Origin of the sequence: Ruegeria sp. MALMAid1280 (assembly GCF_049195285.1) — a bacterium.
In the GTDB taxonomy this organism is placed as follows: domain Bacteria; phylum Pseudomonadota; class Alphaproteobacteria; order Rhodobacterales; family Rhodobacteraceae; genus Ruegeria.
This window is the reverse complement of the sequence record NZ_JBMIRT010000033.1, coordinates 33,396-59,861: the sequence shown is the minus strand read 5'-3', so window position 1 is coordinate 59,861 and position 26,466 is coordinate 33,396. Positions and strand designations below refer to the sequence as shown.

General features: G+C 57.4%; 20 protein-coding genes. 5 read left to right on the top strand and 15 right to left on the bottom strand.

Features of this window, described 5'->3' with window-relative positions:
* Positions 1-73: 73 nt before the first annotated feature.
* Genes ACOQFT_RS01775 through ACOQFT_RS01765 form a run of 3 tightly spaced genes read left to right on the top strand, consistent with a single transcriptional unit; the run spans position 74 to position 4,271 of the window.
* Positions 74-520 (top strand): MobC family plasmid mobilization relaxosome protein, encoded by a 447-nt coding sequence (locus ACOQFT_RS01775; protein WP_421596355.1) that lies wholly within the window; start codon positions 74-76, stop codon positions 518-520.
* Entirely contained in the window at positions 517-3,297 is a 2,781-nt protein-coding gene (locus ACOQFT_RS01770; protein ID WP_421596354.1) for a relaxase/mobilization nuclease domain-containing protein, read from the top strand. The genes ACOQFT_RS01775 and ACOQFT_RS01770 overlap by 4 nt, the downstream gene beginning before the upstream one ends.
* Complete coding sequence (locus ACOQFT_RS01765) at positions 3,294-4,271, top strand: ATPase, T2SS/T4P/T4SS family (protein ID WP_421596353.1); 978 nt, start codon at positions 3,294-3,296, stop codon at positions 4,269-4,271. Before ACOQFT_RS01770 ends, ACOQFT_RS01765 begins: the two co-directional genes overlap by 4 nt.
* Before the next feature lie 365 nt (positions 4,272-4,636).
* Here ACOQFT_RS01765 and ACOQFT_RS01760 read toward each other — a convergent pair whose 3' ends face one another.
* Both ACOQFT_RS01760 and ACOQFT_RS01755 read right to left on the bottom strand, forming a co-directional pair.
* A complete protein-coding gene (locus tag ACOQFT_RS01760) occupies positions 4,637-5,686 on the bottom strand; it encodes a BamA/TamA family outer membrane protein (RefSeq protein ID WP_421596352.1) in 1,050 nt (349 codons plus the stop codon).
* A 77-nt stretch (positions 5,687-5,763) separates the two neighbouring features.
* Positions 5,764-6,660 (bottom strand): cation transporter, encoded by an 897-nt coding sequence (locus tag ACOQFT_RS01755; RefSeq protein ID WP_421596351.1) that lies wholly within the window; start codon positions 6,658-6,660, stop codon positions 5,764-5,766.
* Between the two features lie 356 nt (positions 6,661-7,016).
* Here ACOQFT_RS01755 and ACOQFT_RS01750 point away from each other — a divergent pair, with 356 nt between their 5' ends.
* Positions 7,017-8,297 (top strand): carbohydrate porin, encoded by a 1,281-nt coding sequence (locus ACOQFT_RS01750; RefSeq protein WP_421596350.1) that lies wholly within the window; start codon positions 7,017-7,019, stop codon positions 8,295-8,297.
* 169 nt (positions 8,298-8,466) lie between these two features.
* The gene (locus ACOQFT_RS01745; RefSeq protein WP_421596349.1) at positions 8,467-9,366 is read left to right on the top strand and encodes a helix-turn-helix domain-containing protein; all 900 of its coding nucleotides are present in this window, start codon (positions 8,467-8,469) and stop codon (positions 9,364-9,366) included.
* Positions 9,367-9,382: 16 nt separating this feature from the next.
* Here ACOQFT_RS01745 and ACOQFT_RS01740 read toward each other — a convergent pair whose 3' ends face one another.
* From ACOQFT_RS01740 to ACOQFT_RS01680, 13 genes are all read right to left on the bottom strand, one after another.
* A complete protein-coding gene (locus ACOQFT_RS01740) occupies positions 9,383-10,219 on the bottom strand; it encodes a hypothetical protein (RefSeq protein WP_421596348.1) in 837 nt (278 codons plus the stop codon).
* A gap of 37 nt (positions 10,220-10,256) precedes the next feature.
* Positions 10,257-11,267, bottom strand: a complete 1,011-nt coding sequence (locus tag ACOQFT_RS01735; protein WP_421596347.1) for an alpha/beta hydrolase fold domain-containing protein — start codon at positions 11,265-11,267, stop codon at positions 10,257-10,259.
* A gap of 80 nt (positions 11,268-11,347) precedes the next feature.
* Entirely contained in the window at positions 11,348-12,910 is a 1,563-nt protein-coding gene (locus ACOQFT_RS01730) for a N,N-dimethylformamidase beta subunit family domain-containing protein (protein ID WP_421596346.1), read from the bottom strand.
* Positions 12,911-13,247: 337 nt separating this feature from the next.
* Positions 13,248-15,689 carry a N,N-dimethylformamidase beta subunit family domain-containing protein gene (locus ACOQFT_RS01725; RefSeq protein ID WP_421596345.1) on the bottom strand — a complete coding sequence of 814 codons (2,442 nt, stop codon included), beginning with the start codon at positions 15,687-15,689 and terminating at the stop codon, positions 13,248-13,250.
* A gap of 625 nt (positions 15,690-16,314) precedes the next feature.
* Positions 16,315-18,495, bottom strand: a complete 2,181-nt coding sequence (locus ACOQFT_RS01720) for a type IV secretory system conjugative DNA transfer family protein (protein ID WP_421596344.1) — start codon at positions 18,493-18,495, stop codon at positions 16,315-16,317.
* Positions 18,496-18,592: 97 nt separating this feature from the next.
* A complete protein-coding gene (locus ACOQFT_RS01715) occupies positions 18,593-19,882 on the bottom strand; it encodes a TrbI/VirB10 family protein (protein WP_421596343.1) in 1,290 nt (429 codons plus the stop codon).
* Entirely contained in the window at positions 19,882-20,706 is an 825-nt protein-coding gene (locus ACOQFT_RS01710) for a TrbG/VirB9 family P-type conjugative transfer protein (protein ID WP_421596342.1), read from the bottom strand. The genes ACOQFT_RS01715 and ACOQFT_RS01710 overlap by 1 nt, the downstream gene beginning before the upstream one ends.
* Complete coding sequence (locus ACOQFT_RS01705) at positions 20,706-21,443, bottom strand: virB8 family protein (protein WP_421596341.1); 738 nt, start codon at positions 21,441-21,443, stop codon at positions 20,706-20,708. Before ACOQFT_RS01705 ends, ACOQFT_RS01710 begins: the two co-directional genes overlap by 1 nt.
* A 159-nt stretch (positions 21,444-21,602) precedes the next feature.
* The gene (locus ACOQFT_RS01700) at positions 21,603-22,682 is read right to left on the bottom strand and encodes a type IV secretion system protein (protein WP_421596340.1); all 1,080 of its coding nucleotides are present in this window, start codon (positions 22,680-22,682) and stop codon (positions 21,603-21,605) included.
* On the bottom strand, positions 22,679-23,065 hold the full coding sequence (locus ACOQFT_RS01695) for a hypothetical protein (protein WP_421596339.1): 387 nt from the start codon (positions 23,063-23,065) through the stop codon (positions 22,679-22,681). The genes ACOQFT_RS01700 and ACOQFT_RS01695 overlap by 4 nt, the downstream gene beginning before the upstream one ends.
* Positions 23,065-23,823 carry a type IV secretion system protein gene (locus ACOQFT_RS01690; protein WP_421596338.1) on the bottom strand — a complete coding sequence of 253 codons (759 nt, stop codon included), beginning with the start codon at positions 23,821-23,823 and terminating at the stop codon, positions 23,065-23,067. The genes ACOQFT_RS01695 and ACOQFT_RS01690 overlap by 1 nt, the downstream gene beginning before the upstream one ends.
* A gap of 24 nt (positions 23,824-23,847) precedes the next feature.
* Positions 23,848-24,027: a hypothetical protein gene (locus ACOQFT_RS01685; RefSeq protein ID WP_421596337.1), complete on the bottom strand. Its 180-nt coding sequence runs from the start codon at positions 24,025-24,027 to the stop codon at positions 23,848-23,850.
* The gene (locus tag ACOQFT_RS01680; protein WP_421596336.1) at positions 24,024-26,465 is read right to left on the bottom strand and encodes a hypothetical protein; all 2,442 of its coding nucleotides are present in this window, start codon (positions 26,463-26,465) and stop codon (positions 24,024-24,026) included. The genes ACOQFT_RS01685 and ACOQFT_RS01680 overlap by 4 nt, the downstream gene beginning before the upstream one ends.
* Position 26,466 lies beyond the last annotated feature (1 nt).

The following is a 26,466-nucleotide window of genomic DNA, read 5'->3' as shown; positions in this document are numbered from 1 at the left end:
AACTTAAACTTGAAACACCATACGCGCGGTCTGACGGGGCCACGCACGATTTCTGATCGTGGAGAAAGCCCCGATGCCACAAGGCGTACCCAAATCAGTCACGACAACAATGCGCTTTGATGAGGACGAATTGGCGTTCCTCAAACAACGCAGCAAGGCCATGCAGCTGCGCAGTGTGACAGGATTGGTGCGTGTCTGTATCCGCATAGCCTTTGGTATTCCGTCGAAAGAAGAGTTTCGAACACAGCACTTCAAAGAGCACCTGGTGCAGTTGGTCGGTATGGCGAACAACCTCAACCAGATGACCCGCGCCGCAAATGCCGGGAAGTTTCGCCTTAACAAACGCACCGAAGAACAGATCGAGGCCATGAAAGTCGAGGTTCGGGAATTGCGCCGTCTGATCGAAGACTATTCCGATGCTGCCCATGAACGATCTTTTACCCGTGCGCTGGAAATCGAGCGGTTGGCGGAGAAACAGCGCGCATCACGTGTATCCCCCAGGGCGAAGGCTAGAGTATGACCAGCCTGACCACGGCATATGACCCGGCCTGGGAGGCGCTCTTTGGCGAGTTTCAGCTTATCCCGAACCTGAAACCGCGTCCTGGTCAAAACCCTGCGCGGTCGCGGGGTCGGTCACCGCAATGGCAGAGCTCGTCAGGTGGCGCGGCTAGAATGATTGCCAATGCACTTCTGACCAATCAGGCGGTGGTCAAGGTTGTTCGCGGTGGCGGTGTCACGGCATCCGGCCGTCTGGGCGGCCAGCTGTCCTACATCACACGCAAGGGCACCGTCGAACTGGAGCGTGGCGACACCGGCGAGCTGACGCATGGGATGGAGGGTCTGCGCGACGTCCAGGACGAATGGGCGAAGGACTGGGACCGGATGGACGCCCGGGTCACGAACTACACCTATCACGTCATCCTGTCTTACCCCAAGGACACTGACCGGGAGGCAGCGAAGCAGGCCGCGCGCAGTTTCGGCGCGCGTCTGACGAATGGCGAATACGGCGACCGCTACAAACATGTGATGGCCCATCACGACGACACCGGCCATCCGCATACCCATCTGGTGATCAGCCGGGCAGGGGCGTCTGGCAAGACCCTTCAGTTGAGCCGGTACGGGATCACAACGCAGGATCTGCGTGACCTGCAGGTGGAGACCGCGCGAGACGTTGGCATAGTCCTGACCGCCACCAGCCGGTTCAGCCGCAACCTGCGCCCGGAGCGTGAAAGCAGCGCGCGGGTTCATGCAAGGCGCGACGGCCGGGATCTGCGCGAGCGGCCGGCCCCAGAGCAGCGCAGCGGTTTTCCGTTTTTTGGCATCGGCCGACAGCAAGTCGCCGCGCCGGACCAGCTGCAGGTCATGAGCGATCAACGCAATGCAGACTATGCCGCCCTTGGCGAAACACTCCGGTCGCATCACGCCGGTTTTGAGCAGGGCATTTTCACAACCCAATACCCAGGGCGTGCCGAGACCCTGGGGGCCTTGAGCAAAGCTGTACTCGGCGCAGCTGCAATCCTGGTGACGGACGGGGTTCTGAGATCAGAGGAAATCGACATGAATACGCAAGTCGCCAACCAGATGGATCCGACACAAGCCCCGGCCATCGACGATGAGATGAAGGCCATTGGAACCGATGTCCGTAGGTTTATCACCGGCATGGACGCCAAGGCCGAGGTCATGGAGGACGAAGACAAGCGCAGTCAGACAGAGGCCGCGATTTCACGGGTTCTGCGGGACTATGAGCCGCTTATGGATGAAGAGACCAGGGCGTTCTTTGGCAAGCGGCTGGAACGGGATGACGAAATTGAGGTAGGCCGCGATGACATGGATCCGACACGTCAGCGTCGGGCAGCAGCGCGGGACGCAACAGATCCAACGCGCACACAGCCCATCGGACAGGAGCGGGCAGGCTCAGATGGTCGGGAGCGCGCTGATGCAAACGATCCGCGCAGCGCGGCCACCAATGCGGTGCTGAAGGACGCCGACAGGCAAGTGACCGAGCGGTTCGAAGCGATGGGCATCAATGGCGATCTGGTGCTGTCGCGCATCCGCAATGGCGCCGATGTCGACCGGCAGACGCGCGAGAACTGGTTCGAACGCGATGTTAAGACCTTGGCCAACGCGCATTCACTCAGTGAGAACCAGGCGCGGATCGACATGAAGGCCGCGTACAAAGATGCTTCTGAGATCTACTGCGATGCCCGTGGCGAGATCCGTGACATTAACCGCGCCTTTGCAGAGGGCCGGGGGGACGACTTCCTGCAGGAGAAGATCAAGACCGGCGTTCAGACCGAAATCCAGACCATGAAGGAGCAGGGTTTTGATCGGGCCGCGATCGGTGGACGTTTGCTTGAGATTGAGGACCGGGTGCAGGAGCGTGTGACAGGCCGCTCACCGGATCGTGTCGAGGACGAAGCGCGCCGGGGCCCGGAACGTTCAAGCCAAGCCACAGATGCTCGCGACACCGGTTCAGCGCCGCGACATCCTGATCTGGACGCAGGTGTGCGAGGACAAATTATCGGGACCGGTGACGCGCTCTTCAAAGAAGACGAGAAAGACAGCATGTCGCCTTATGTCGATCTGAAAGTGGACGGCCGGGACAAGCCGTTCCGTGTTTGGGGCGTCGATCTGCCCGACATGATGCAGCGCGAAAACCTCAATATTGGTGACACGGCCACGCTTGCCCATGACGGGTACAAAAGGGTGACGGTCAGCAAGGTTGATCCAGAGACTGGCGAAAAGAAGAGCATCGAGGCAAACCGCCGTGCCTGGAAAGCAACCGACATCGAGCACGCACCGCGTGACAACGATCGGTCGCAGGAACAGCCCGTGTTGCCCGATGTTACGAATGCAAAAGCAGGCGAAAAGACCCAGCAAGACCGTGCTGTTCGGCAGGAGGTCTCCGTTGAAACCGGTGTCACGGGTGTCATCGTTGATGCCAGAGAGGCTCTGGTGCGCCCCGGTGATCCAAACAGCAAATCGTTCTATGTGGATATAAAGGTCGAGGGCAAAGATGAGCCGGAACGGATCTGGGGCACCGCTCTGCAAGACCAGATGGCTCGGAATAACATCTCAATCGGTGACGCCGCCACGTTCGTCAAAGCGGGCAAAGAAGAAGTCACCCGGTCACGCCGGAACCCTGAGACTGACGAGCCGGAACGCGTCAATGTCACCCGCACGGCCTGGGATGTGAAAAACCTTGATCGACAGATTGACCGTGATCCTGCGGTGCAAGAGCAGCGGCGTCGGGAACGGGAAGAACGCGCCAAGGGCGACCGGGGTATCAGCCGATGAGCCGCCATCTGGAAAGTACATTGAATCGGGTGTTCGGAGGGCAATTGCTCTCCGATCCTCTCCTGTCCGAAATCGTCCTGAATCCGGACGGCAGACTCTGGATCGAGCGCAGTGGCGAACCTGCCATGCGTCTGCTGGACGAGCCGATGGGTGAAGATGATGCCGAGGCGCTTGCACATGACCTGGCTGGCGGTAATCCCATATCCAGCAAGACCCCGCTTGCCGGTTCGCAGTTTGAAATCGACGGGTCATTGTGGCGGGCGCAGGTCGCGGTCAAACCCGCTGTTGAGGATGGCGTTGCCTTTGCCCTGCGCCGGGCCGTGGCAAAGCAACTTTCGCTTAATGATCTGATGCAGGGCTTGCCGGATCTGGGCGCCAACATGGATGATCTGAAGTCTGGCGTTGATCCCGCCGATGAGGCTGTTTTCGACGCCTACGAGAACAAAGGTTTTGGTGATTTCCTGAGCGCGGCGGTCAAGGCCAAGTGGAACATCCTTTTGTCGGGCGGGACATCCTCCGGCAAAACGACCTGGTTGCGCGCCTGTCTTGGCGAAGTCGACCACTCAGAGCGGATCATGACCATTGAGGACGTGCTGGAGATCCGACCCAGCCAGCCCAATGCGGTGTCTCTGGTGGTCAACAAGAACGCATCGAGCAGCGATCTATTGAAAGCCTGTCTGCGATTCCGACCGGAGCGGATCATCATGGGGGAGCTGCGCGGTGCCGAAGCCTATGATTTCCTGTCCGCCATCAACTCGGGCCATCCGGGCGGGATTTCCACGCTGCACGCAGCATCACCGGAATCCGCCCTGTCACGCCTGGCTCTGATGGTCATGCAGGCAGATACCGGGCTGACCTATTCCGAAATCCTCGAATATTGCCGCTCGATGATTGACGTGATTGTTCAGTTTCGGAAAACCGGTGATCAGAGGCGGCCGGTTGCCGTCAGAGTGCTGAGGGAGAAAGCGGCATAGGTTTTGAACGTCCGATGGAGAAGTGGCCGAAGGAGGTTTTTTCGGTCGCGCAGATCGCCAGTGGGGTCAAGCCGACGTTCAAGCAACCTGCGGAGAATGGCCGCAAGGAGCCCAGAGTCCCAAATGCTGCGGCCGGCGCAAACAGGTGCGAAGCGCGCATTGCAACCTTTGCTCACGGAAGGAGCCGACCTAAAGCTGCCTTTCATTGACTAGCCGAGGTGCTGCGGTTACAGCCCGCTTTCCCGACATTTGATCAGCCGCACCTAATTGGTCCAGTTTGATTGTTAGTGTATCACCGGCCTCTGGTCCATCAGGGCGACGGTTTCCGCCAAAAGGTGCGGAACCGCATCAAATAGTTGAGCTATTTAGAACCGTTGCCCGACGTAGATGTAGAGTTGATCTTCGCTGTCATTGTTGCGTGCCCAGTCGACAGACAGATCAACCGGGAATTTCTTGGACACCCGATAGCGCACACCCAAACCGGCCGCAGAATGAGTTCCGCCTGCGGACAGGTTTGAAAAGCTGTCCCCGGACTGGCCAGCTCCGGCAAACGCAACGGCTCCGAAACGGTCAGTGAATCGGTGCCGGTATTCCACCTGTAACGACGCCGAGCGCAGGTTCAGAAACTGCGTGACAGGAAAGCCGCGGAACGCGTCCGTTGCACCCAGTGAACATTGGTCAAAGAATGGTGTATCATCGCTGGCCGCACAGGTGGATGCGCGGACGGCAATGACCCCGTTTGTGATCGGGTTGAAATAGTGGCTATAGTTCACGAACCCCTTGGAGTAGTCTCCAGTAAGACCTTCAAGCGTATAACTGTGCGAGACCTGCGCCTTGAGGTTGAAGCCCTGCGTAGGATAGATCGTATCGTCGCGCCGGTCCCATTCTACCACCAACGCCGGCGAGATGATCTCCATATTCAAAAACTGATCGAAAGGAGGTGGGATCTGAAATCCCGACCCGCCGGGAGAGATGGACGTATCCAGATAGCGTGTTGCGAAACCAATCGAAAAATCCGGCGAAATGCCATAAGACAGCTCGGCCCGTATGATGCGGCCGTTCTGTCGAACCGGCAGTTCCCCCAAGGTCGTGAACAGGTCGTAGTTGATGTTGGCATCCGCAAACAATGTCTCGATCTGCCAGCGGTTGTTGTTGAAGGCAAAATTGGCGGCCAACCCATAGGCTTCGCTTCCATTGCTGGTGCGCAAAGCTGCCACGCCGATCCCCGACGGTTTGGATCCTTCGTCCAATGTGAACAGGTACCCGGCGACGAGGGTCAGGCCCGATCCGAGCGTCGGGTCCGAGGTTGGGATTGGAACCGCAACCAGCGACCCGTTGCGAAAGCCGACCGCCTCTTCTTCCTGCGCCGTATCGAACGGTTCGACACCCGGCTCGATTGTAACTGAACCCGCCATTGCAGCGTCCGACAGCACGGACAGAAAGATCAGGGCACAGAGAGATATTAAAAACGGAGCTTTGTTTCTAAGCCTTGTCATGTCGACCCCTGCGTCTGCGCTGTGCGATCTGTTTGCGTCACAACCAGACACAATTCAGCGCCTGTCAGGGTAGTCGCTACATCTGCGTTCAGCGCTTTGGTCAATTGATCCATCTCTTCGGCACGAACGAGCCGGGCCGGATCGTAATATGCGATGGCTAGATATGACCGCCCGGTTCTAGTGAGCGTCAGGTCGCGTAGGATGCCGCCGTCCCTTTGGAGAGAACCGCGAATAGCACGCCGCGCGCTGGCAAGGTCTTTCGGTTGTGCCGTGACACCCGCGAGTTCGGCCAACCCGGCCAGAAAGTCCCTGAAATACTGCGCCAGAACTGTGACGCACAAGATCACAACAACAATTGAATCTCCGACGGGTGCGATGGGTGCCAAAAAACCGTCGCTGAAGTAGCTGATGCCCAGCAGGCCCACCGCGGCAGCCGCGGTAACCAGTCCGTCAAACGCGGCGGCCTGCGCCTCGAGTTTCAACAAACCACTTTTGCGGCCCGTGCGTGCCCAGCACCACCAGTGGATTCCAGAAAGAGCCAGGCACAGCGCGCCAACCGCAACAAAATAAGGCAGCATGGGTCCAAAGTTCAGTTCCGGTTGTGGCTCCCCGTTGAGGTATCCGAGGAGGCTCAGAACGGCATTTACCATCGCGAAAAGCACCAATCCGAACAGGGTTAGCGCCCGAAAGGTGACAAAAATCGCCTCATCTGCGGCATAGCCATAGGGGCGGAACTTATCGGGCTGGCGCGCGATCCGTTGGGCAACGCGCAGACCCAGAAAAGCTGCCACGAAACCAATCAGGGAAAACAAACCGTCCAGCTGGATGGCCTGCGACTGCGACAGATACCCTGTAAAAAGGCCCATGCCGCACATTATCAGGTTGCCACCCATTCCCATGATCATCGCACGGCGCTCCAAGATCTGTGTTTTGTCCGGCGACAATTGAGATATCGAAGAGGGCATAAGGTTCACGTCCTGAGTGTGTGGTCTTGGTAGCGGGGCGCCATTACCAGCTAATGCGGAGCCTGTTCGATTTGAAAAAGCCATTTTCTGCCAACATTGCGAAACCCTGCGCGTTGCGCCTCGGTTGCACATGTATCAATCGCAGAGAAATATGCCCGGAACTGTCCTCGGTGTGTCGGGTTGGCAAAAATCGGCTTTTTTGTGCGCGTTGGTCGCGCGTAAGGTCGGTCGGATCGTCCCCGACCCTGCAGTCTGTCAGCGGTCCCAACGGAAACTGGTTTGTATTGAATTTGCGTGACTACATTCTTGGCCCTTTGCTGTCCGTGATGGCTGTGGCCCTGACAAACGCGGCAAATGCTCAAAACGGCCCGGATCGCACGGTTTCGACCCCGATTGGCGCGTCTGTTCAGTTCGGCAATGTCGAGCAGAATGTCGCGCGGCTTGACGCCACCCGAGAGGGGGGCTTTCGAACCCGTTTCGGCATCGGGCCAATACAAAAACTGCTGCACCCCTTGAATACAACCCGCGCACGGTGGGAGGATCAACATGGGCTCAGCTTCGCCCTGCAATATTCACCGATTCTGCACCAAAGCAGCCGGGGCGGTGAAAATGGGCGAACATTGAATGATGCCATCGATGTTTTCCTGCGCTGGGACGGCGCGGTCGATACCGGCGCTTATAAGGGATCGCTTGATGTCTTTGCCTATCGCCGCAGGGATGACTTTCTTTCGACCAACACGGCCCGGTTTAACGCCGCGCGCGGCAACTTGCAGGGGCCAAGCGATGCCAATGTCGAAGGATCGTTTACATCGGTGTCGCAACTGTCGTGGGAGTCACTGTTCTTTGATGGCGCGCTGGATATTACGGTCGGCCAGTTGTTCATTCCAGCGCTGGTTGATGAAAACGATACACTGGGCAATGACCGCCTGTCCTTTATGGCCGAGCCGCTGTCCAACAACCCCGCGCACGTCCTGCCCGAAGGAGATGCCGGTCTTGGTGTCGGAATTTGGGTGACGCCGTCCGATCAGTTTTACATCGGCGCGGTAGTGTCTCAGGCAAATGCAAACGGCGAATATCCCGACTTTGGCGCGTTTGACGGGGATTGGCTGACCGTCGCGGAACTGGGCTGGACGCCGGATTTCCCGACGCTTGGCCGGGGGCACTACAGGCTGACCTATACGCATATCGATCTGCCCGGTCCAGGCCCGTCCAGCAGCGAAAGCTGGTCCTTCAGCGCGGAACAGGCAATGGGCGAAGGAAAAACACTCGCCCTGCGCGCTGGTACAAATGATGGCAACCGAAACGACATTCGCCGTCTGGTCAGTGGCGGTTTGGTTTTCGACGATGTGTTCGGATATGAGACGGACGCCATCGGCATTGGTGCATTTTGGGCCGAACCCGACGACAGCAACATGCGCGACGAATACGGGGCCGAGTTATTCTGGCGCATTCAACTGACCAACAGCACGCAATTCACCCCGGATATCCAGCTTTGGCGGCCCTCGGATCAGAGCAATGATGGGATAGAAGCTATCGTCAGCTTTCGCCTGACGATTTCCATCTGAAGTATCACCGCTTGACAGACGGGCGCACCATCAAACCTGGCATGTTGCACGTGACCTGACATGGCGTCGTCGCGATCACGACGATGCAAACTGATCATTAACATAAATTGAGATTAATGTTACGAGGATCGCTAAGTTACTCAAACGAAGCCCAAATTGGTACGCGACCTTGGACATTCAGTGGCAATATACAATCAATGAAATTGAAGCCGTCTTTGATCCGACACCGGATTGGGACTTTGAGCTTATCCAGCTGGATGTCGGATCGCTGGGATATCGCGCCAGCGAAGCGCTCTATCCAGGTTTGGCCATTCGTTATGAGACGATGGCAAAACCGCTGCGCAGCTTGCAGCAGCTCAAGAAAAAGGGCTTTTTCGCCGGTGTCATCCTGACCTCTTCCAAGCCGGTGCTCTGGAAGGGATGCGAGGTCAGCGATGACCTTGCGCTTGTATTTGGAAATACTGATCATGACATGGTTCTACCGGCGCAGTCTGTTGTTCTGACGATCGAGATTGACTGGTATCTGGCCCATGCGGCGGGTTTGGCCGGGTTGGAGCCCGGCTTATGGCAGTGTGACCCGTCCGAAATCCGCGCCTTTATTGACCTGTGCGATGCCCTGGCCAGACGACAGGGACAGGAAAATCCCTGCCAATCAGCGCAGCAGGCAGCCTGCACAAAAGTGATGTCCAGATTTCTGGCAATGCTGCTGCGACCGACACAAACCCGCCCCTCTCGCCAGTATGGCATCATGAGCAAAGCCGAGGAATTCGCCAACCGTCTGGGTTGGTGCGAAAGTGTCGCCATAGATAGCCTGGCGGACGCCATCGACGTGCCCCGCCGTACACTGCACCGATCCTTCAAAGAGCTTTATGGCATGGGGCCGCAAGGTTACCTTCGGCTGGTCCGTTTGCATATGTTCCGCGAGGCTTTGCTGACCGGCGATCATACAGGTATCGCCGATGCAGCGTTGGGTGCTGGGTTTCAGCATTTCGGGCGCGCAGCGCAGTATTATCACAAGCAGTTTGGCGAGTTACCCAAACAAACTCTAAGGCGATCACTCGGCAGCTAAGTTCAACATAACCGGCTTACGGCCAGATCAGCGTGACAGCAAATTTGAATTGGCTTTCGAGACCACCCTCTGGACGCTCTACCATCTTGTAGTAGCCCATGCTGACATCAATGGCAGATCCATTATCACGGGGAAACGTCTTGCCAGCTGTAAGTCCCAGAGGGATCTGCCAACGATTACCAGAAGAAGCCTCCCAGTTATATGTGAGTGAATTCGAGTAGCCGAAATAGCTGCCACCCAGCAGATCACTATTGTAGATCAACACGGGGTTGATGGTGGCGACGCTGTAGTCGTCCTGCCCCCAATGCTGACCGACAATCGTGGCATAACTCCATCGCCCGGAAAAGCCGGTCACCACGGCACTTATACCGCCACCCCAGCCCGGCCCCGCCAGGTCGTCACGCGTTCTGGTGCGGAGAGAAACTTGCGGGCCGATACCGAACTTCAGGTCGCGATCTGACTTTGGAGAGAGAAAAGCCTGAACGATGCTGTCGCTGAGACCTGTGGTGTAACTGGACTGCCCCCGAGGTTCTGACCCCAACGGAGGGAGGACAACCCCGTCACGCACCCCGACAACAGGCACGATTCCGCGGAGGATGACGTTGTAGCGCCCCTCTGTTGGCAGCGAGTAGACTGGCTGAACCTGTGTCGCATAACTCTGCGGGTCTCGGTCATTGTCAAAGCCAACAGTGTTATCCAAAACAACTGCCCGAATGCTGGCCAGCGGGTCCTGGGCCTTGCGCGCAAGTTGGCATTGTTGGTCACAGCTGCCATCGGCAACTGCGATTGAAGGTTCGACGCACAGAGCGGACAGAGCCATCACTGGCGGGATCAGGAAAGTCGATAGTTTCATGGCTGAGTCCGATTTTCGAGAGGATAGATGAAGGGGGTCAACGAGCCCACGCAGCGTGTAGGAAATCTGCCATATCTGCCCAGGCAACACCGGATTCAGGCAAAGCGGTTGAGGTCTGGAAAACGTGCCACATTCCCTCATAGACGATCAGTTCAACGGGCACCCCCGCGTCCAGCAGCCTGCGTTGAAGCCTCGCCGCATCGCTCAGGAACAGATCGCGGGCTCCGGTAGTCAGAAGGATGGGCGGCAGACCGGGTTTGATCGGACCGTAGATCGGGGACGGTCCGGGGTCATCCAAAGGCAGATCACCCGCATATTCTCTGGCCGCAGCTGCAAGGCTGATCGGATAATCGATGATCGGATCCTGCCCGGACATCACCATGTAGCTGTCCCCGGCCCCTGACACATCGGTCCAGGGTGACAACAGCGCAGCGGCTGCGGGCATATCCAACCTCTCGGCCTGAATCTGCTGTAGGGTCGACAGGATCAGACCACCACCCGCGCTGTCACCGTAAAAGGCCAACTGGTCCGAGGGGTATTCGGTCAGCAATTCTCGGTAAACCGCCATCACACGGTCGCGCGACGCAGGAAACGGAGCTTGCCAGGCAAGAGGATACCGTACCGAAAGAATACGCACACCAACCGCCTGCGCCGCCGCCAGAGAGCTGGTCTGCGCTGTTTCGGGCGAAAAAAACACATGTGCGCCGCCATGCACGTGGATCAGCAGGTGATCCTCCAGCGCAGGGTTTAGATTGGACGGTGTGATCAGCAGATGATCCGCCCCATCAAGCGTGCGTGTCTCAACAGTTGCCGGGAATTGCTGAAGTGCTGCAGCGACGGCCTCGGCGGTGCCTTCGGTTAGAGCTTGAAAAGCTTCCGCATAGCTCAGCCCGTCCAAGGTGGGATCGCGCCCCGGATCAAGCGCCTGCAATTCCGCTGCTGCCTGCGCGCTGATTGTTGTCGGCGGCGTAACATCCAGAGCGGCAACCGAAGTTGCAAGGCCCGCTATGCCAGCGAAGCTGGCGGCCGCTGAAGTCCTCTGTTTCATCGCTCAACCCTCGAACATAGATTTACCATTTTATTTGGGCCGGGCAGCGGCCCACTGGGTGCAGGCCGGTGCAAAACGCATCAGGAAGTAAAGCGTTTTAAAACATTATGGGTGATCTGCTCAGTCGTACGATCCCGCCATTTCAGGCCCAGGAACCAATAGACCGTTCCTGCGCAGAAAATCTCGCCGTTTCCCTTGGGGGCGGTGACAATCTGGGCAGAGCCATAGCGGTACTTCTTGACGGTGTCCTCGTCTGTTTTGCCTTCAACCATATCCGCCCATTTGGTGGCAAAAAAGTCATCGCCCAAAACCATTGAAACAACCGCGCTGCCAGGCCCACCAGCGTCATATTGGTCAACCATTGACGGGGTCACTGCCAGAATTTCAGTGCCCTCAAGCGGGAAGTTCACATCGCTCGGACGCGGAAGCCCGTACTCGATCACATAGTCCACCGCGTCAGTTTCGTAACCGACTATCCCCTCTTCCATGCCGAAGGTGTCGCCATAGACCAGCCCCGTATCGTCGAATACCCAATGGCCGGGGCGATAGACCGTGAAGCCGCCGCTTGAACGTGGTGAGCCACCATCGTAGGTCGCATAAATCCCCTGCATGCCGTTGACACTGAATGACTGAGCCATCGGACGTCCAACGTCTTTGTGATCCCAAAGCGTTGCAAGCAGATGCCCTTTTTCTGGATCGCCTTTCACCGGATCATTGTCGAGTCCAAGCTTATAGCAAACCTGCTGCCGCCCGTCGCGTTCCATCCGAACCTGCCAAAGCATGTTGGCACCGAACCGGGCAAGTTTGCCACCCTGTTCCACAAACGCATCCAATGTATCGCGCTGACCCCAGGACCAGTATTCGTCATGCCCAGCAATGACCATGCAGTCATACCCATCCAAAACCCCCGGCACGTTTTCCAGGTCGTATTGGTCGATGTACTCCATTTCATAGCCGTTTTCTTCGGCCCATACGGCAAAAGGTCTGTTGTCAACAGCCCAACCTGCCGAGTTCGCACCCCAACCATAACCCATCATGATTGCATAACCATTTGTTGGTTGGCCGGTGTAGTGTCGTTCATGCTTGTATCGCATCTGCTCGGGCTTTGTGGACAGATAGGGATAGTTCGCCGGAGCGACCCAGAACCCGCGCTCGAAAGGGCGATCCAATGACAAATGCGTTCCCGGGCCAACGCCATCTTCACCGTGGATACCCAGATAGCTGTTGGCACCACCCCAGCAATTATAGGCGGTCCAGGTGCCCGTGGTCAGCATGAACACGATTTTTGATTTCTTGGGACCGCGCACCACGAAACCAGCCTCGCAAACCTGAGTTTCGTCACCTCTTTTGGCACGAAGCTCGACAATATAAACGCCGGACCGCCAGGATGGGTCCACTGGTATCTCGGCCAGAACCGGCCATCCGCAACCGTTTTCGTATGCATCAAGCGGGGTTTCTGTGAAAACTCCGTCAACCCCTGTCATCTCGGCTACGACTTCGCGTTCAGGGCCATCACGCCAAACGGTATAGTCAAAAGTCTCAGCTGTCGTGGTAACATGTAACTTGGCCGTTTCACCGGCAACATAGCTTTGCGCACCGGCATAGGCATAGATCTCGAGGTAATTCGAATCGTTCGCTGACATCTCGTAAAATGCCAGGTCAAACGCGCGCCATCCCTGCGGCATGCGCATGGTTGCCGGGCCCGTCGACAATGGCGCAGGATCAATCAGGCCCGTTGTCTCAGAGGCCTGTGCTGCAAAGGGCAAAGCCGCGCCAGCAGCCAAAAGTTTGCGCCGCGTAGAATCAACTGCCTCACTTTCCGCAACTGTTCCTTTTCGATTTTCTTCATCATTTGGCTTGGTGGACATAGTTCTAACTTTCTCTTCTTGGAAGTTTAGGTCATGCGCCGCAAACGCCAGCCGCATTGGTCCGGTTTTCCTGGACATTCATGTGACTGGCGTTTTCGTTCGTGAAACGGGCTTACCCTTCGGTCTTCAGAAGATCCTGGTACCAATCGCCTGGGTGCTTCTCGACCTTGTGCAGACCATCCTCTGCCAAAGCAGGGAACGGGGTTGGATCAAGGAAGCGGCGGATCACGTTCCCAGTGATGCGCGCCACATCGTTCTGACGGTCGTTTTCATGCAGTGACCCGCACCACGAAATAGACGAGGATGAGAATACCGCGCCACCATTGGGGCCTTCAAAAAAGACGATATCTGCGCGGGTGGTTGTTTCTCGTTCGGGGGCAGGGCTATGTGACAGGTTCAGCGCCATGGTGCCCATCTGGGTTTCTTCGATCAGACCCGGGATCGCGTTCGAGCTGCCAATGATCAACGCGTGCCGGGGCGTGCCAAGATCGAAGTCGGCCTTGTCGAACTCATACCCGCAAGCGCCGGGCTGATTGTTGTCCACGCCGTAGGCGCCAAAATTCTCACCCTCGGTACAGCCGTCAAAGATCCACGATGCGCGCGGGTTATTAGCATCAGCGGTCCTGTGGAAATCGGTACAGCCTGTAAACACCATGCCCGACATGTTGACGCCAAAGACGGTTTCAAGTCGTCGATCGCTTTCCCAGAAACCACCACCGCGCAGGCCGTTTTCCATCACCCGTTCAGACCAGAGCGTGTTCTTGCGGTACTCGATCGCGCCTTGCGCGCTGGGATGAGGGCTGATCGACCAGAACCAGCCATTGCCACCCAGATACATCATGCGTCCGCCCTGCGCCTGATACTCGACGACGGCATCCCATTCTGCGTGGCTGACGTATTCGGGATGCGCCCCGGTGATCACACAGTCATAGCCTTCAAGCAGCGATACACCTTCCCGATGCAACAGTTCATCGGTCAGGATGTCGACCTCGATCCCTTCCTTGTCGAGGAAATCAAGCAGGTGCGTATCAAGCGTGAAGTTATAAGCGTTCCAACCGGGTTTGAGGTTCAGCATCGGCCGCAAATACGAGGCATAGTTACACGATGTGCCATCCAGATGAGTGTTGTAGAACCCGTAGACATATTCGCGGTTGTTGACGATGAAACTCAGGTCATCCTGATTGGCAGGAATACCCGAAAACGCATCGGGTTGTAGTACCGCATACAGCATGTTGGTGTAGGCCAGCATGTTGTATTCCGCGATGTGCAACGCCAACTTCGCGGTCCGCTTGCCCTTGGGCGGGCTAACGAAAAAGGTGATATATTCAACAAAATCACCCTGTTTCAACCGCGCTGCATAGCAGCCTGAGGGCAGATCGGACGGGATGGTGTAGGCAAAGCTGGTCTGCCATTCCGCATCATGCAGGTCGTCGGCGTGAAAGTGCATCGCATCAAAGGGCGTGGCGTCCTTGGTCCAGTCCTGCGATTTGAAATCCGAAAACGGGCCGAACACCGCTCGCAGCGGGGTGTTGACCACCTCGGCCTCCAAGCGGCTTGAGGACAGATCGGTGGTGGCCAGTGTACCGATGCCCTGACTGAAATCCAAATCCAACACTGCACGTGCGGCCAGATCCCCCGGCAATTCTTCGGCGCGCAACCGATCGATATCCGCGCCCCACAACGCGCCGCTGATCACGCGAGGATCAGCGAGGCGCCCGGTAAATGCCCCCGCGGCCACATTGTGCCGCCCGGTGCCGGGACCGCCATCCGCAGCGGCCACGCGCAGCAGTCCGGCCTGCGGCACGGGGCCGGAAAACGAAGTCTCACCCACTTGGCGGCGGGCCGAGAACCGATCACCGGCGCTTATTGGTGTATCTTGGAGGATGACCCTCAGTAATCCGGCATGCGCGTCATACACCCCAGCCACATAGGCAAAATCCCATTGGCGCACCGAGCCCTGCGTGGTGGCCTTGGTCACATTTCCCTTATCGGCCACCAGAAAGCTGACGCGCCCGTCTTCTTCCAACAGCAGCGCCCAGCCAGTGTGCGAAACCGCGTCATAGCGCGACAGGATGTATTGTTCGGCCACTGTGCCACCGATACTGGGCGAGGTGATATAGGCCGCGTTCGGATCAACCTCTTCACTGAAGTCACCGGGCAGGAAGGTAGGTAGGACATAAGCGCCGACTGTAAAGCTGGTCAGCCGGTCCAGCGCTGTTGCGTCAGCGACCTCGACATATGACCCATTGTTGAGCGGTTGCGCGAAGCCATCATAGGTGCCAGAAAAATCGGCATCAACCGGGCGCAGATCAAAACGGTCTTTGTAGACGGACAGGTTGTCGGCGTTGTAGATGCGGACCAGATCAGCCTCAAAACTGTCGTTGTTGAAGGCGCTGACCTTGAATTCAACCCGATCTCCGGGGCGGCAGCTGAGCCGGGAGGGATACCCTATCAATGTCCGTTCTGGCCCCGGCTCAGCCTGTTGGGCCGCAACCTTGGTCGCAACGGTAGTCGCGGCGGTACTCAGCATTGCTGGCGATGCGGCCATACTCATGGACGCTTTCAAAAAGCCGCGGCGGCTAAGTTGGTCAGTTTTCGAAGCAGAGGTTTTTTGGATCATGGCGATTTGTCCAGCTGGATTGCAGTACGTTTGGCGCATTGGCCGAGCGCTCCGCAAAAAATCACATTCCGTCAATGCTTTAAAAGCCAGTTTCTGCCAATATGAGAACTATCAGAACAAACGCTGACTACGATTTGCGATAAGTTTGTTGTCGAACAATATCATCCCGAGCACTCTGTAGTTGCCATTCGCTGAATCTGCAGCATTAGATATTGGGCGAACTAGTGGTTTTCAGCATTCTCAGCCCTTTGCGCCCAGTACAGCATTTTATGTTTTTGAGTTCAAAGCCAACCATCAGCTGCGGCTTTGAACTCATCTGTGAACGTCCGTCTCGATTGTCCCAATCCATGCTCCTTTCGTGGAAAGAGGTACTTTACCCCGGTGTCCGGGAACAGGGACGAAGTCCAAATGTCTGCTTTGACGATCCGCTCAGTTTCATGCTGCAAAGCGTCGAATTCGAACTTTCCGCCCTGGGGGTAGGAAACCGATGGCGCGATGCGCAGATTTCAGCCCTTCAGACTCTGGGCACGAATTCACGCTCCGTCCGCTTCTTGCCAGTTCATGCCCCACGCAGCGAATGGCCGCTGCTTTTCATGTTTTCGCCGCTGAACAGCGGCATCAACCTGTTGACCAGCTCGTCAGGTGAGAGCCGATATGCCAGGTCGGCAAGTTCGGGCTCACTGTCCGGGCTGACTGGTGCCAGGTTCAGGAGGTTGCCGAGGTTGTCCGCAAAGCTTGGTGCTTTCACCGTTTCAATTGCCTGCGTTAGCTCGCGGTCCTCGGCTGTTTCTTCGTCATCCGCCGTCTCGCGCGGATCTTCGAAATACCCGTAACCGGCCACGCCATAATCAAGATACTCATCATGTTCTGGTGGATCGTTTGAGCGTGGTCCAGTGACAGCCGCACTCTGCGACAAGGGCGGTTTGGTGACAGGCTCAGTCTCCGGTTCTTCGGCCTCAGCCGATTTTGCCGACCCGGCACTTTTCAGGAACTCATCATACCGGGTCACAACGCCATCCTTGACCGTGGGCACATCCGGCCAGGGCTTGCCGTTTTGACTGTCATTGAGCGCTTTGAACCGATGGTCCTTGAAATAGGATACCCGGTTCGTTCGGATCGGGAACATACCCTTGCCGGTGATAATGACCTCTTCCTTGCCCAAACGGCCGATTTCTTCCGGGGTGAGCAGCGCCCGGCTTTTTTCAGACCAGCTTTCCGACCGACCGGGTTCTTTCGACCAGTTGCGCCCCGAGACGGATTTTTGCGTCACGGTCTTGTTGCCAAGCGCTTTGGATAGCTTTTGCTTGGTCTCTTCGGAATTGGGGGTCAGCCACACATGCAAATGCGAACTCTCGGTCAGGATTTCTTCGCCAGCCTGCCCATAGTGTTCCCGAAGTGACGCCGGCGATTGTACAATCAGGCACAAGCGGCCGCCATAGCCGGGCAGGGTGGTCACAGCATCGAGAACGCCCTGCATTTTCCCCAGCGAATGAAACTCATCGATCAGGAACAGAACGGGCAGGAAATCTTCACCCGAGGCCATCAGCCGGCGACGCAGCGCGTTGATGGCGCATTGGATGAACAGACGCACCAAAGGCCGCGACACCTGCTTATGCGCTTCCGGAATCGAGATGTAGCAGGTTTGAGGCTCCCAACGCATCGATTCAAAGTCGAAATCATTGGTCTTTGTCGCGCGCACGATTGCAGGGTTGCGCCACGCGTTCAGACCCCCGCCCATCAGGACCGACAGGTAGATCCCCAACTGCTTGTTGTCCTGACCCGCCATCCGCAACATCGCGCCCTTTGACACCGGATCCGGCGCACGCGGGGCAAGAGCAGCAAACATGCCCTTGTAATCCGGTATCTCATCATCGCCCGCCACTTCCGGCGTCAACACCTGCAGGACACGGCCGAGCGACGGTTCAGGCTCATGGCAGACGATAGCCGCCGCGGCCTCAAAGATTTCCTGCGCATCTTCCATCAAGGACGCCTCAGCGCCGGTTGAACTTTTGGGGGCCAACAGCGCGGCACTGATTTCCGAGATCCGCACGAGCCGGTCTTCAAGGTCCGGCATTGCCGCAATCTCGATCAACGGGTTGAAGCTGTGTGACCGGCCGATAAGGGAACCGTCCGGATTGTTGGGGAACTGCACATCGAAAGGGGACAGGACACGTACTTTGTCGCCCTTTGCCAATCGCCGTCGCGATGTGGTTTCAAAAAGTTCACCTTTCACATCGTAGACGATGAGAGAGCCGGGGTAGTCGAGCAGGGTGGGGACAACGATACCAACACCTTTACCGGATCGAGGCGGACCCGAGACCAGCACCGTGCCCTGGTCATCCGTATGGGCGCGCAGGTGAGGGGCTTTCTTCTCCGGTTTGCCCAACTTGCCCAGCACCAGGCCCCAATCACTGATCAGACGCGCTGCGCGGATCTCTTTGGTCGTCGCCCAACGCGCATCCCCATGCGCATCAGTCGCGGTCACCCCAAACACCATGCCACCGAACAGATAGGCCAGGCCGGCTCCGGTCATCAGCCCGAGCGTGATACCACCCCAAAGCACCAGGTCCCAATCCTTCTGGTGCAGACTGTTGCGCTGGCTGAGCAGGAGCCAAGGCCGCCATGTTTCAATGTCACCATTCACTTTCCACGCAATCAGAAGCGCGGCCCAAAGCGGGATGCTGATGACGCCAGCAGCAATCGTATACGGGAGGTGGGTTTTTGCCTGTATGGTGCTCATGGCTGTCTCCTTCAGGGCAAGAATGTCGGGGCGCAGGCTTCAAAACACAGCGGGGCACAACGCTGTTGAGCTCCGCCTTTGGGTCACTGATCAGGCGTCACAGGTACAAATCCCGCGAGACGAACACGTTGATATTCTCGCCCTGGTCCACCCAGATCGTTGGCGGGATCGACAGATATTCCTCGAAGGCATCCTGACCGGAATTCGCAAAGCCATCGGTGCCGGTGGACAGATCGGTCTCGCTCAGAGTGCGGTTTCCGAAGCTCGAAATCCCCGAGAAAATCGAGATAAAGAATGCTGCTTCAAACTTGAGTCCAAAGTGGTGCTGGACGTTGCCAGTAAGACCGGCGCGGCCGAGACCATCTACGCCGCGTGATCCAATCATGACAGAGCGTTGATCCGTCGTGATAACCCGGTTCCAGGCCACCAGAACCCGGCGCTGACCAAGGGAGATATCCGACGAGTATTCACCAATCAGCGTTGACCCTTTGGGTATCAGGATCGTTGTGGCATCCGCCGACCACACGTCCCGGCTTATCGTGGCTTTCAATTCACCGGGAAGATCGGACGATATCGCTGTATCCAGAATGGCCGGAATCATGGTTCCTTGCGTGATCAAACGATGCACATCCTGCAACTGAACCGCCCGCGCTGTCTGGACGGTACGAGACGCGGCGGCATCGAGGAAATCGTTGCCCGTGCTTATATTCGACTTGTCACCAGTACCCGCCCCGGCAGCACTGCGCCCCAGGCTATTGGTCAAAGGCTGGGTCAACCGGTCTTCTTCAGCCTGAACCGCAGCCTCTGCCGCATCGCCTTCCTGTGCCGGTTCAGACGCTTGGCCCGGTTCTGTAATCGGCCGGTTGGCCTGAATCCGCGCGAGCAGTTCCCGTTGCCGCCGTTCATCGGCCAGCCGATCCTCTTCCAGCTTCTTCAGGAACGCCTCAAGGGCCCTTTCTTGCCGTTCGGTGCGTTCTTCGAGCGCTGCAAGGGCAGCAGCGTCCAGATCCGAAGCCGGCATTTGCGGGGCAGGCTCCGTCACAGGTTCCTCTTCCTGCGCCGCATTAATTAACTCGCGCAGTTCGGCCAGCTCAGCCTCAAGCAAGGCAACGCGTGGGTCTGGCTCTTGTTCGACCTGGGGCAAAGGTTCCGTTGGCACGGCTCCAAATAGGGCGCCCCCCTGATTGCGCTGATCCGGCGTCTCGTTGACTTCTGGAATGATGCTGCCGCGTCGGCCGGTCTCATCCCCGCCGCTGTTGATCCAGAAAAACAGGCCAACAAAGGCAGTGAATGCACCGATGCCGAGTATCATGGGCAGGTTTGGGCCGCGATTTTCTTCCTCAGAGCCTTCGATGCGGTTCTCAAGCAGTTTATTTTTCTGTGCCATCAGCGGTTTTCCCCACCTTGACTTGCATTGCGCTGTGGCGTGGATGACGAAACCCTGCGGGGCTTATTCGGGTCGCGGTTCTGGTCGATTTCATAGAGGGGGATATTGAACACGCAGACCACATAAGGCCCGTCGCGAAGGACCAGGCGCGGATAAACACCGGTCACAACAATGGTGCCGTCCGCCAGATCCGTTGAGTTGACCAAACGTTCACGCCCTTTTGCGTCCATGGCAAAGACGGCAGGCCGTACGCTTTGATGTTTCAGGCGCAGATAGGTCTTGCGCCCGTCGTCAAAAGCCACTTCCGGCCGCAGCAACCTGTCACCGCTTGCGCTGTATTGCAGATTGGCAGGCCGTCCGGTGGTGTTGAATGCAGCCTGGATGTTTCCGGCCTGTCGCGGCTTGAATCCCTTTTTCTGATCCGGATAGCTGAATCGATAGAGAAATCCGACATTATCAGGTGGCCCGGCTTCATGCGCCTGAAGGAGAAATACATAGCTGCGCAGGTTGGTTTGCAAAATGAGGTTGCTCGCCTGCGAAGTGGCATGTTTGGCCTTCAGGACAAAGCCGTTGCCGACCGTCAACGGGATGAAGTCCCAGGTCTTGGGATCGCCACGGACCTCATCAACCATCTGTTCACCAGCTTCGAGGTGAATGCTGAGTGCATATCCCCGTGAAACATTGATCTTGTAAACCTCGTCAGGGTGGTAAACGAGGGTGCGCACGCGCGCGTCCGTGCGGGTGCCCCGCCCTTGTTGTTCAGCTGAAACAGAGGCCGCGCCAAGCGCCAGCATCACAGCCACAGTGCAAATAAAACGCAGCATTATCGCGCCTCCTCATCCAGTCGGTAATTGGCGACACAAAAGCCGGTTGGGTTGTTCCAACGCTCTTCCAGTGTCATGTTTCCGGTGCGGTCGAACTCGTACGCTATCGTCACCACGAAATTCCGCGTTGAGACCGGAGCGCCCTGTTGTGCGCGAGCGCTTTTTGTCATGCGCAGCGTGGCCGAGTATCCGTTGTTCAGTGTGACAGACCGAATGCGGACATCGACGCGGCCATAGCTGCCGTAGATGTTCATGGGGCTGTTGGGATTGTCCTCGTCATAGAGCGCCGCCAGATCCTCTGCGGCCCCGCCACAGGTTCGCCGATACACATCAGTCAGCCGGTCGCGCTGATCGTGCGCATCATAGGTTTCCCGATCCCGCGCATACTGAAACAACAGCGCCTGCGTGACGTACTCATCATCGTCCAGCGTCAGATCTCCCAGACGGGATTCCACATTGACCAGGCCGGTATGTTTGTCGACCGTCATTGTGATGGGCACGACCTGTTTGAGCGGAGCCAAACCCATGACGGCCGCAACGCCCATAACTCCGACCAGTGCGCCAACACCGGCCACGATATAGGCGATCCGCGCCCTGCGCCGCATCGACAGATACATCTCATCTTCCCAGCGGTCGTGACCGTCGTGAATGGTGGTGGTATCGGGCAGGGGTGAGCCCTGATACTGCCCGTCAGAATTGAGCGGATCGGGCCTCAAATCTGCTGCTGCATGTTTCATCTGGTGACTCCTCGTCTGTTGCAGGGCCAGCCCGCCAGTGTTTTCAATTGGTTAGGGCACTTTCTGGGATCACTGAGATCTGGTTGTCTGAGTTCGCGTTCGACCCGCAGGGGAGAGGCAGCGAAGGAAGCCTCAATCAAACCAGAAAGTGCAATTAGATCAGTTTCCGCGCCGTCGTGCGTCTTCGGCCATGCGCTCGGCTCCACGCCTTACAGAATCCCGAATGCGCTGGTTGTTTGCCTCTGTTGCGGATGGCCTGTCGGCTTCATTCGCTGCACTGGCCCGCTGGTTGGAGACGTCGCTTAGGTTGTTGCCGCCCGAGTTTGCGCCCGTCAGCTGGCCGCCAAGAAGTTTGGCACCATGTTCGCCAGCGCCTCTGATCTGAGACTCTCCGAGGCTTAATGCTGCACCCCCGATCCGTTGTGCAATCATTGGACAGATCAGCAGCAGCCCGGCTGTAATCCCGCTGATTCCAGCCAGTTTGAACATCTCAAGAGGGATGTCCGCTCCGGAAAGAACGCCATTTGAAACAGATTCCGAAACATCCTCTGTGGCGGCCAGAGCAATACCCATTACGCCAAAAAGCAGGACCTGGAACAAAACCAGCATGGTTATTCCACGCACCCAGCCGTTGAAGATTTCTGCTGAGCTACGAAGGTAGGCCCAGACGGCCAACACCGGGAAAATCGCCAGAAGTATCGCCAGCAGAACCTTGGAAGAAACGAGCAAAGCCAGAGCAACAATGATCATCACAAGGATGAAAAACGCCGCAAGCAAAGCCATAAGAACTACGCCAAGTGCATCACCACCAAGGTAATCTGTCACCCCATACGACCCTAATGCAGTCGTGATGTTTCTGAACGATGTGTCAGCAACATCAGCAAAAGCAGAGGCGACACCACCCGCATCGCCGCGTCCTCCGAAGCTGCCGATGATTGTGTTGCCGACATTGACGGGGAATTGCGTGATAAATGGATAAATGTACTGGGTCCAGAGCGCTCCACCCGAAACAGCCAGATAAAACAATGAGAACCGAAATGCGAAGGTAATAAAGCCGTCGAGGGAAAAACTGCCCCGGAATCCGGCTGTGACCGCCCAGACCGCAAGTGCGCCACCAGCTAGGAGGGTCAGGAATTCAGCGCTTGGGGTAGCAAGCGCCTGAAACACTTGCTGCGATCCACCGTTTATGAGTCTGTCAAAGCTCTGATCAGTACCAACAAGGAAATCTCTGATGCTCATGACCCATCATTCCTTTTTCTGTATTTCAGGATGCAGTCTTTCATGGCTCGCTCTGCTTCTGAGAAGGCATTCGATGCGAGTCCGTATTGTTCAGAAATCTCTTCTACGGACATGCTCATCAGATCGTCGTCGATTTCGATTTCTTCTGTGATACGCACGTCCAATTCCGGCATGGGTTCACCGGCTGCAAAAGCGGCTTCGCACTCTTCAGCGAATGCGAACCTGACCTCGCCTGCCTTGCGAGTGAGAGATGCGCGACGAGCATCCGACAACCGCGACTTTTCCCGCTTTTCATCCGCCGTCAAAGCAAGTGCTGGCTGCACCGCTGCAAGAGGAGTGGCGACGAAAGCAGCGATGAGTAGGGCGTGAGTGGGAATGCGCATCAGTTTGATCCTTCAGGTCTGTACGCCTGACGCGCGACGGTATCCTGACCGCGCAGACGCTGGTTTACGATTGCGGCATCCAACTGACCTTGTGCGGAGAGGGTCTGCAACAAAGTGGCGAGCATCATGCCGTTCTCAATCGCTATGCGTGTGTTCAGATCAATGCTAGCTTTCAGATCATCGGTCGCGGAAATCTGCTCACGATAACCGTCGTACCGCTCCATCGCTTCGCCGGCTCCGGCAAAACCTTCCTCTGCAATTGCCAGCCCGGCCATGCTCGATCCGGAGACCAGATCATGTGACCTTGTGGCCGGATCTTCCGCCGAACGTCCCAGTGCCTGCAGCCCGCTCAGCGGCTGGAAGTCGACTTTCAGTTCTTCCATATGGTTGCTCAGCCGGTTGTTCACCGACTTGCCGGTCATCGACAGCGTGGACAGCGACGAGGACAGCTTGCGCGGAGTGATATCGCCGTTAAACAGGTTGCCGATCGTTTCCCGGGCGCCGGTTATGGCATTGTGCGTCGCTCGCGCCTGGCGCAATTGCTCCTGAAGCTCGTTCAGCTGCAACTGGGCGTTATCCAGAATCTCGGTGTTCAGACCAACCATTTCGCCGCTGGAATTCAGCAGCGCGATCAATTCCGCATGTTCTGCTGCACTGAAGGTTGGAACACCCTGTGCCTTGGCTGTGTCAGTGGTCCCGACAAATCCGGCCAGCGCAATCGCAACAGCCGCGGCGGTGCTTTTAAGAATGGTCTTCATTGTCTTTTCCTTTCAGGGGAGGGGTCAGATTTTGCCGGCGCTGAGCGGAAGGGTGGTGGCGAGGCCGGTTTGGGGGACCGGCTCAGCGTCAGCGATGTTGCAATTGGCCTTCAGCTCGCGGGGCGGATCGAGAGCATCACCGGTAATGGTGCAGGCTCCGAAAAGCGGCAGTCCAAAGGCAACAAAAACAAGTTGGCGGATCATTGGGAGGTCTCCTCAAGGGGCTTGGGGGTCATGAAGGCATCAAGCCAGCCGTCTTCGCCGTACTCGGCGCGCAGCTGATCCATCTCGGCAACGCTGTCGCCTGTGGCGGACAAGACCCGATAGAACTGTTCGGGAAGCTCAAGCCGTGTCGAGACAACGGCTGACCCGTCTCCGTCATTGATCAGCACCAGACGGGATTTGGGTGGCATGGATGAAATCGCGCTGAATTCGGCTTCCGTCAGCCGGAATGCATCAACATAGGTCGTGCGGTCGGCCTTCGGGTTGGCAAAGAAGATGCGGTTTTCAGTCGACTGGATCAGCGTGTCCGAGATTGAGGATTTGGCCGCATCTGAGGTCTCCTGGGTCATGAACACCAGAATGCCATCCAGCTTTCGGATGGTTTTGATCCAGTCCTGGATACGGGGACCAAAGCGCGGATCGTCAAATAGCGCCCATGCCTCATCAACCATGATGATCAGCGGTTTGCCTTCAGCCAGTTTGCGCTCGATCCGGTAGAACAGGTAATCCAGCAGGGGCAGCCGGATATCAGAAGCCTTGAGCAGCGCCGTCATGTCAAAAGCGGTTACGGCTTGATCCAGGCTGAAACTATCCTCAGTGTTGTCGAACAGCCATTCGCGACTACCGGACCCATGCCACTTGCTAAGCGCATCGAGCAGCTGCACCGGCGCGTCCGCATCATCGACAGACCGCAGCGTGTCGGCAAAATCCGAGAATGTGCGCAGGGCAGGATCACCAGACGCAAGGCGCCTCAGACCTGTGGCGATGCGCCGTTCCTGTTCTGGCGTCAGCTTTTCCGCACCGGTCAGGCGTTGAATGAAGCCCTCAAGCCATTCGATCCCAACTTCATCGGTCGCAACAGCAAACGGATTGAAGCCGAGGTTCATGCCGGATTTGAGCTGAAGGTATGTGCCGCCAATCGCCCGGATGAAGGTCTCGGACCCGCGATCCTTGTCAAAGGCGATGAGATGCGGGTGTTCGGGCAACCGGTAGCAGCTGGACATCAGGAAGTTGGCCAGCAGGGTTTTGCCTTCACCGGTCGCCCCAAAGATTGCTGTGGTTCCTGGCCCCTTGGATTTGTCAGAGCCTTCGCGGTGGAAGGAGAACCAATAGGGCGTACCGCCCAGCGTTCGGAACGCCGCCACAGGCCCGCCCCAGCGCAGTCTTTCCCGCGATCCGGTCGGCCAGGAATGCAGGTTGGCGAAATCGGCAAAGTTCTTGTCGGAGACAAAGCGTTTTTTGCTGCGGGTCTGATAGGCGAAGTTGCCGGGCAGCTGCGCCCACCAGGCCGCCTCTAACCCGATGTCTTCGCGCCGCGTGCGCAGATCCGCGCCCGTCAGACAGGAATTCACCCGCGTGGCGGCGTCTTCCATCTCCTCGCGCGTATTGCCGAGAACAGATACCGTGAAGTGATGCCGCCCGATGGACATGGAACGGGACGCAACCGCGTCGCGTGCCTCTTTCAAGTCTTTCTGCAGGGTTTCCGCTTCATCGCCAGCATCCTTCATGCCCCGTTCTGCATCACGGATTTTAGCGCCGCCTGACACGCGATCCATCGGCGCATAGCATTGGGTGGCAATGAACTCGCAGCGTTCCCCTAGGAGCTCATCGAACATGTAGTATTTCGACCGTTCAGGATAGGCGTTGACCGCAAAGACAGCCGCAAACCGATCCTTGTCTCCGCCCGGTGACAGGCTGTGAACATGGTCTTTGCGGAATGTGATACGCCCGTTTGGCACAGCATCGGCCAGACGGGTCCAGACAGCTGGGGCTTTTTGCCAAATCCCGCTTTGCAGCATCGACAGGTATGACAAGGTGCGGCTGCGATCCGCCTCTGTTCCGGTGAGCCTGCGCGCACCGAATACCGACAGATCCCGCATAGCCTGTTCCGCGGCCACGTGCAGGGCTTTGCGGTTCTTTTCGCGGGCAGCACTTGTGGCCGGATCTGTTGTCGCAGAGCGCAGAGACCGCAACCCGGCATCTAGCAGCCGCTTGCCGCTGGTGTAAGGGCGTCGAACGATCGTCAGGAAGTGGCGCAGCTCATAGGTTTCGTCCTGATCCAGCTGGGCGCGATAGTGGCGGTCCAGGTCTTCGGAAAAGCCGGGGCCGTTTACGGGGGGCAGCGTGTCGGACAGCTTCACTTTGGTGCGAATGATATGGCTATAGAAAGCCGTCCGATTGTCTTCAAAGCTGGAGGCTAGCCGGGCGAGCGTATTATTGGCAGCCTTGATCGCTGCCCGATCAGCGGTTTCGTGGATGAACCCGGTGAGCTCCAATACCGCCAACAGATCCCCGTTGCGTGTCGTGAACGTCCCGTCCGGCAGGAAACGCACGAACGGTATATGCGTGGTGGCGGGGACCTCTCGCGCGGCGCGGCGCGCTGACGGCATGGCCTTTTGAATCTCCGGGTGCATATTCATG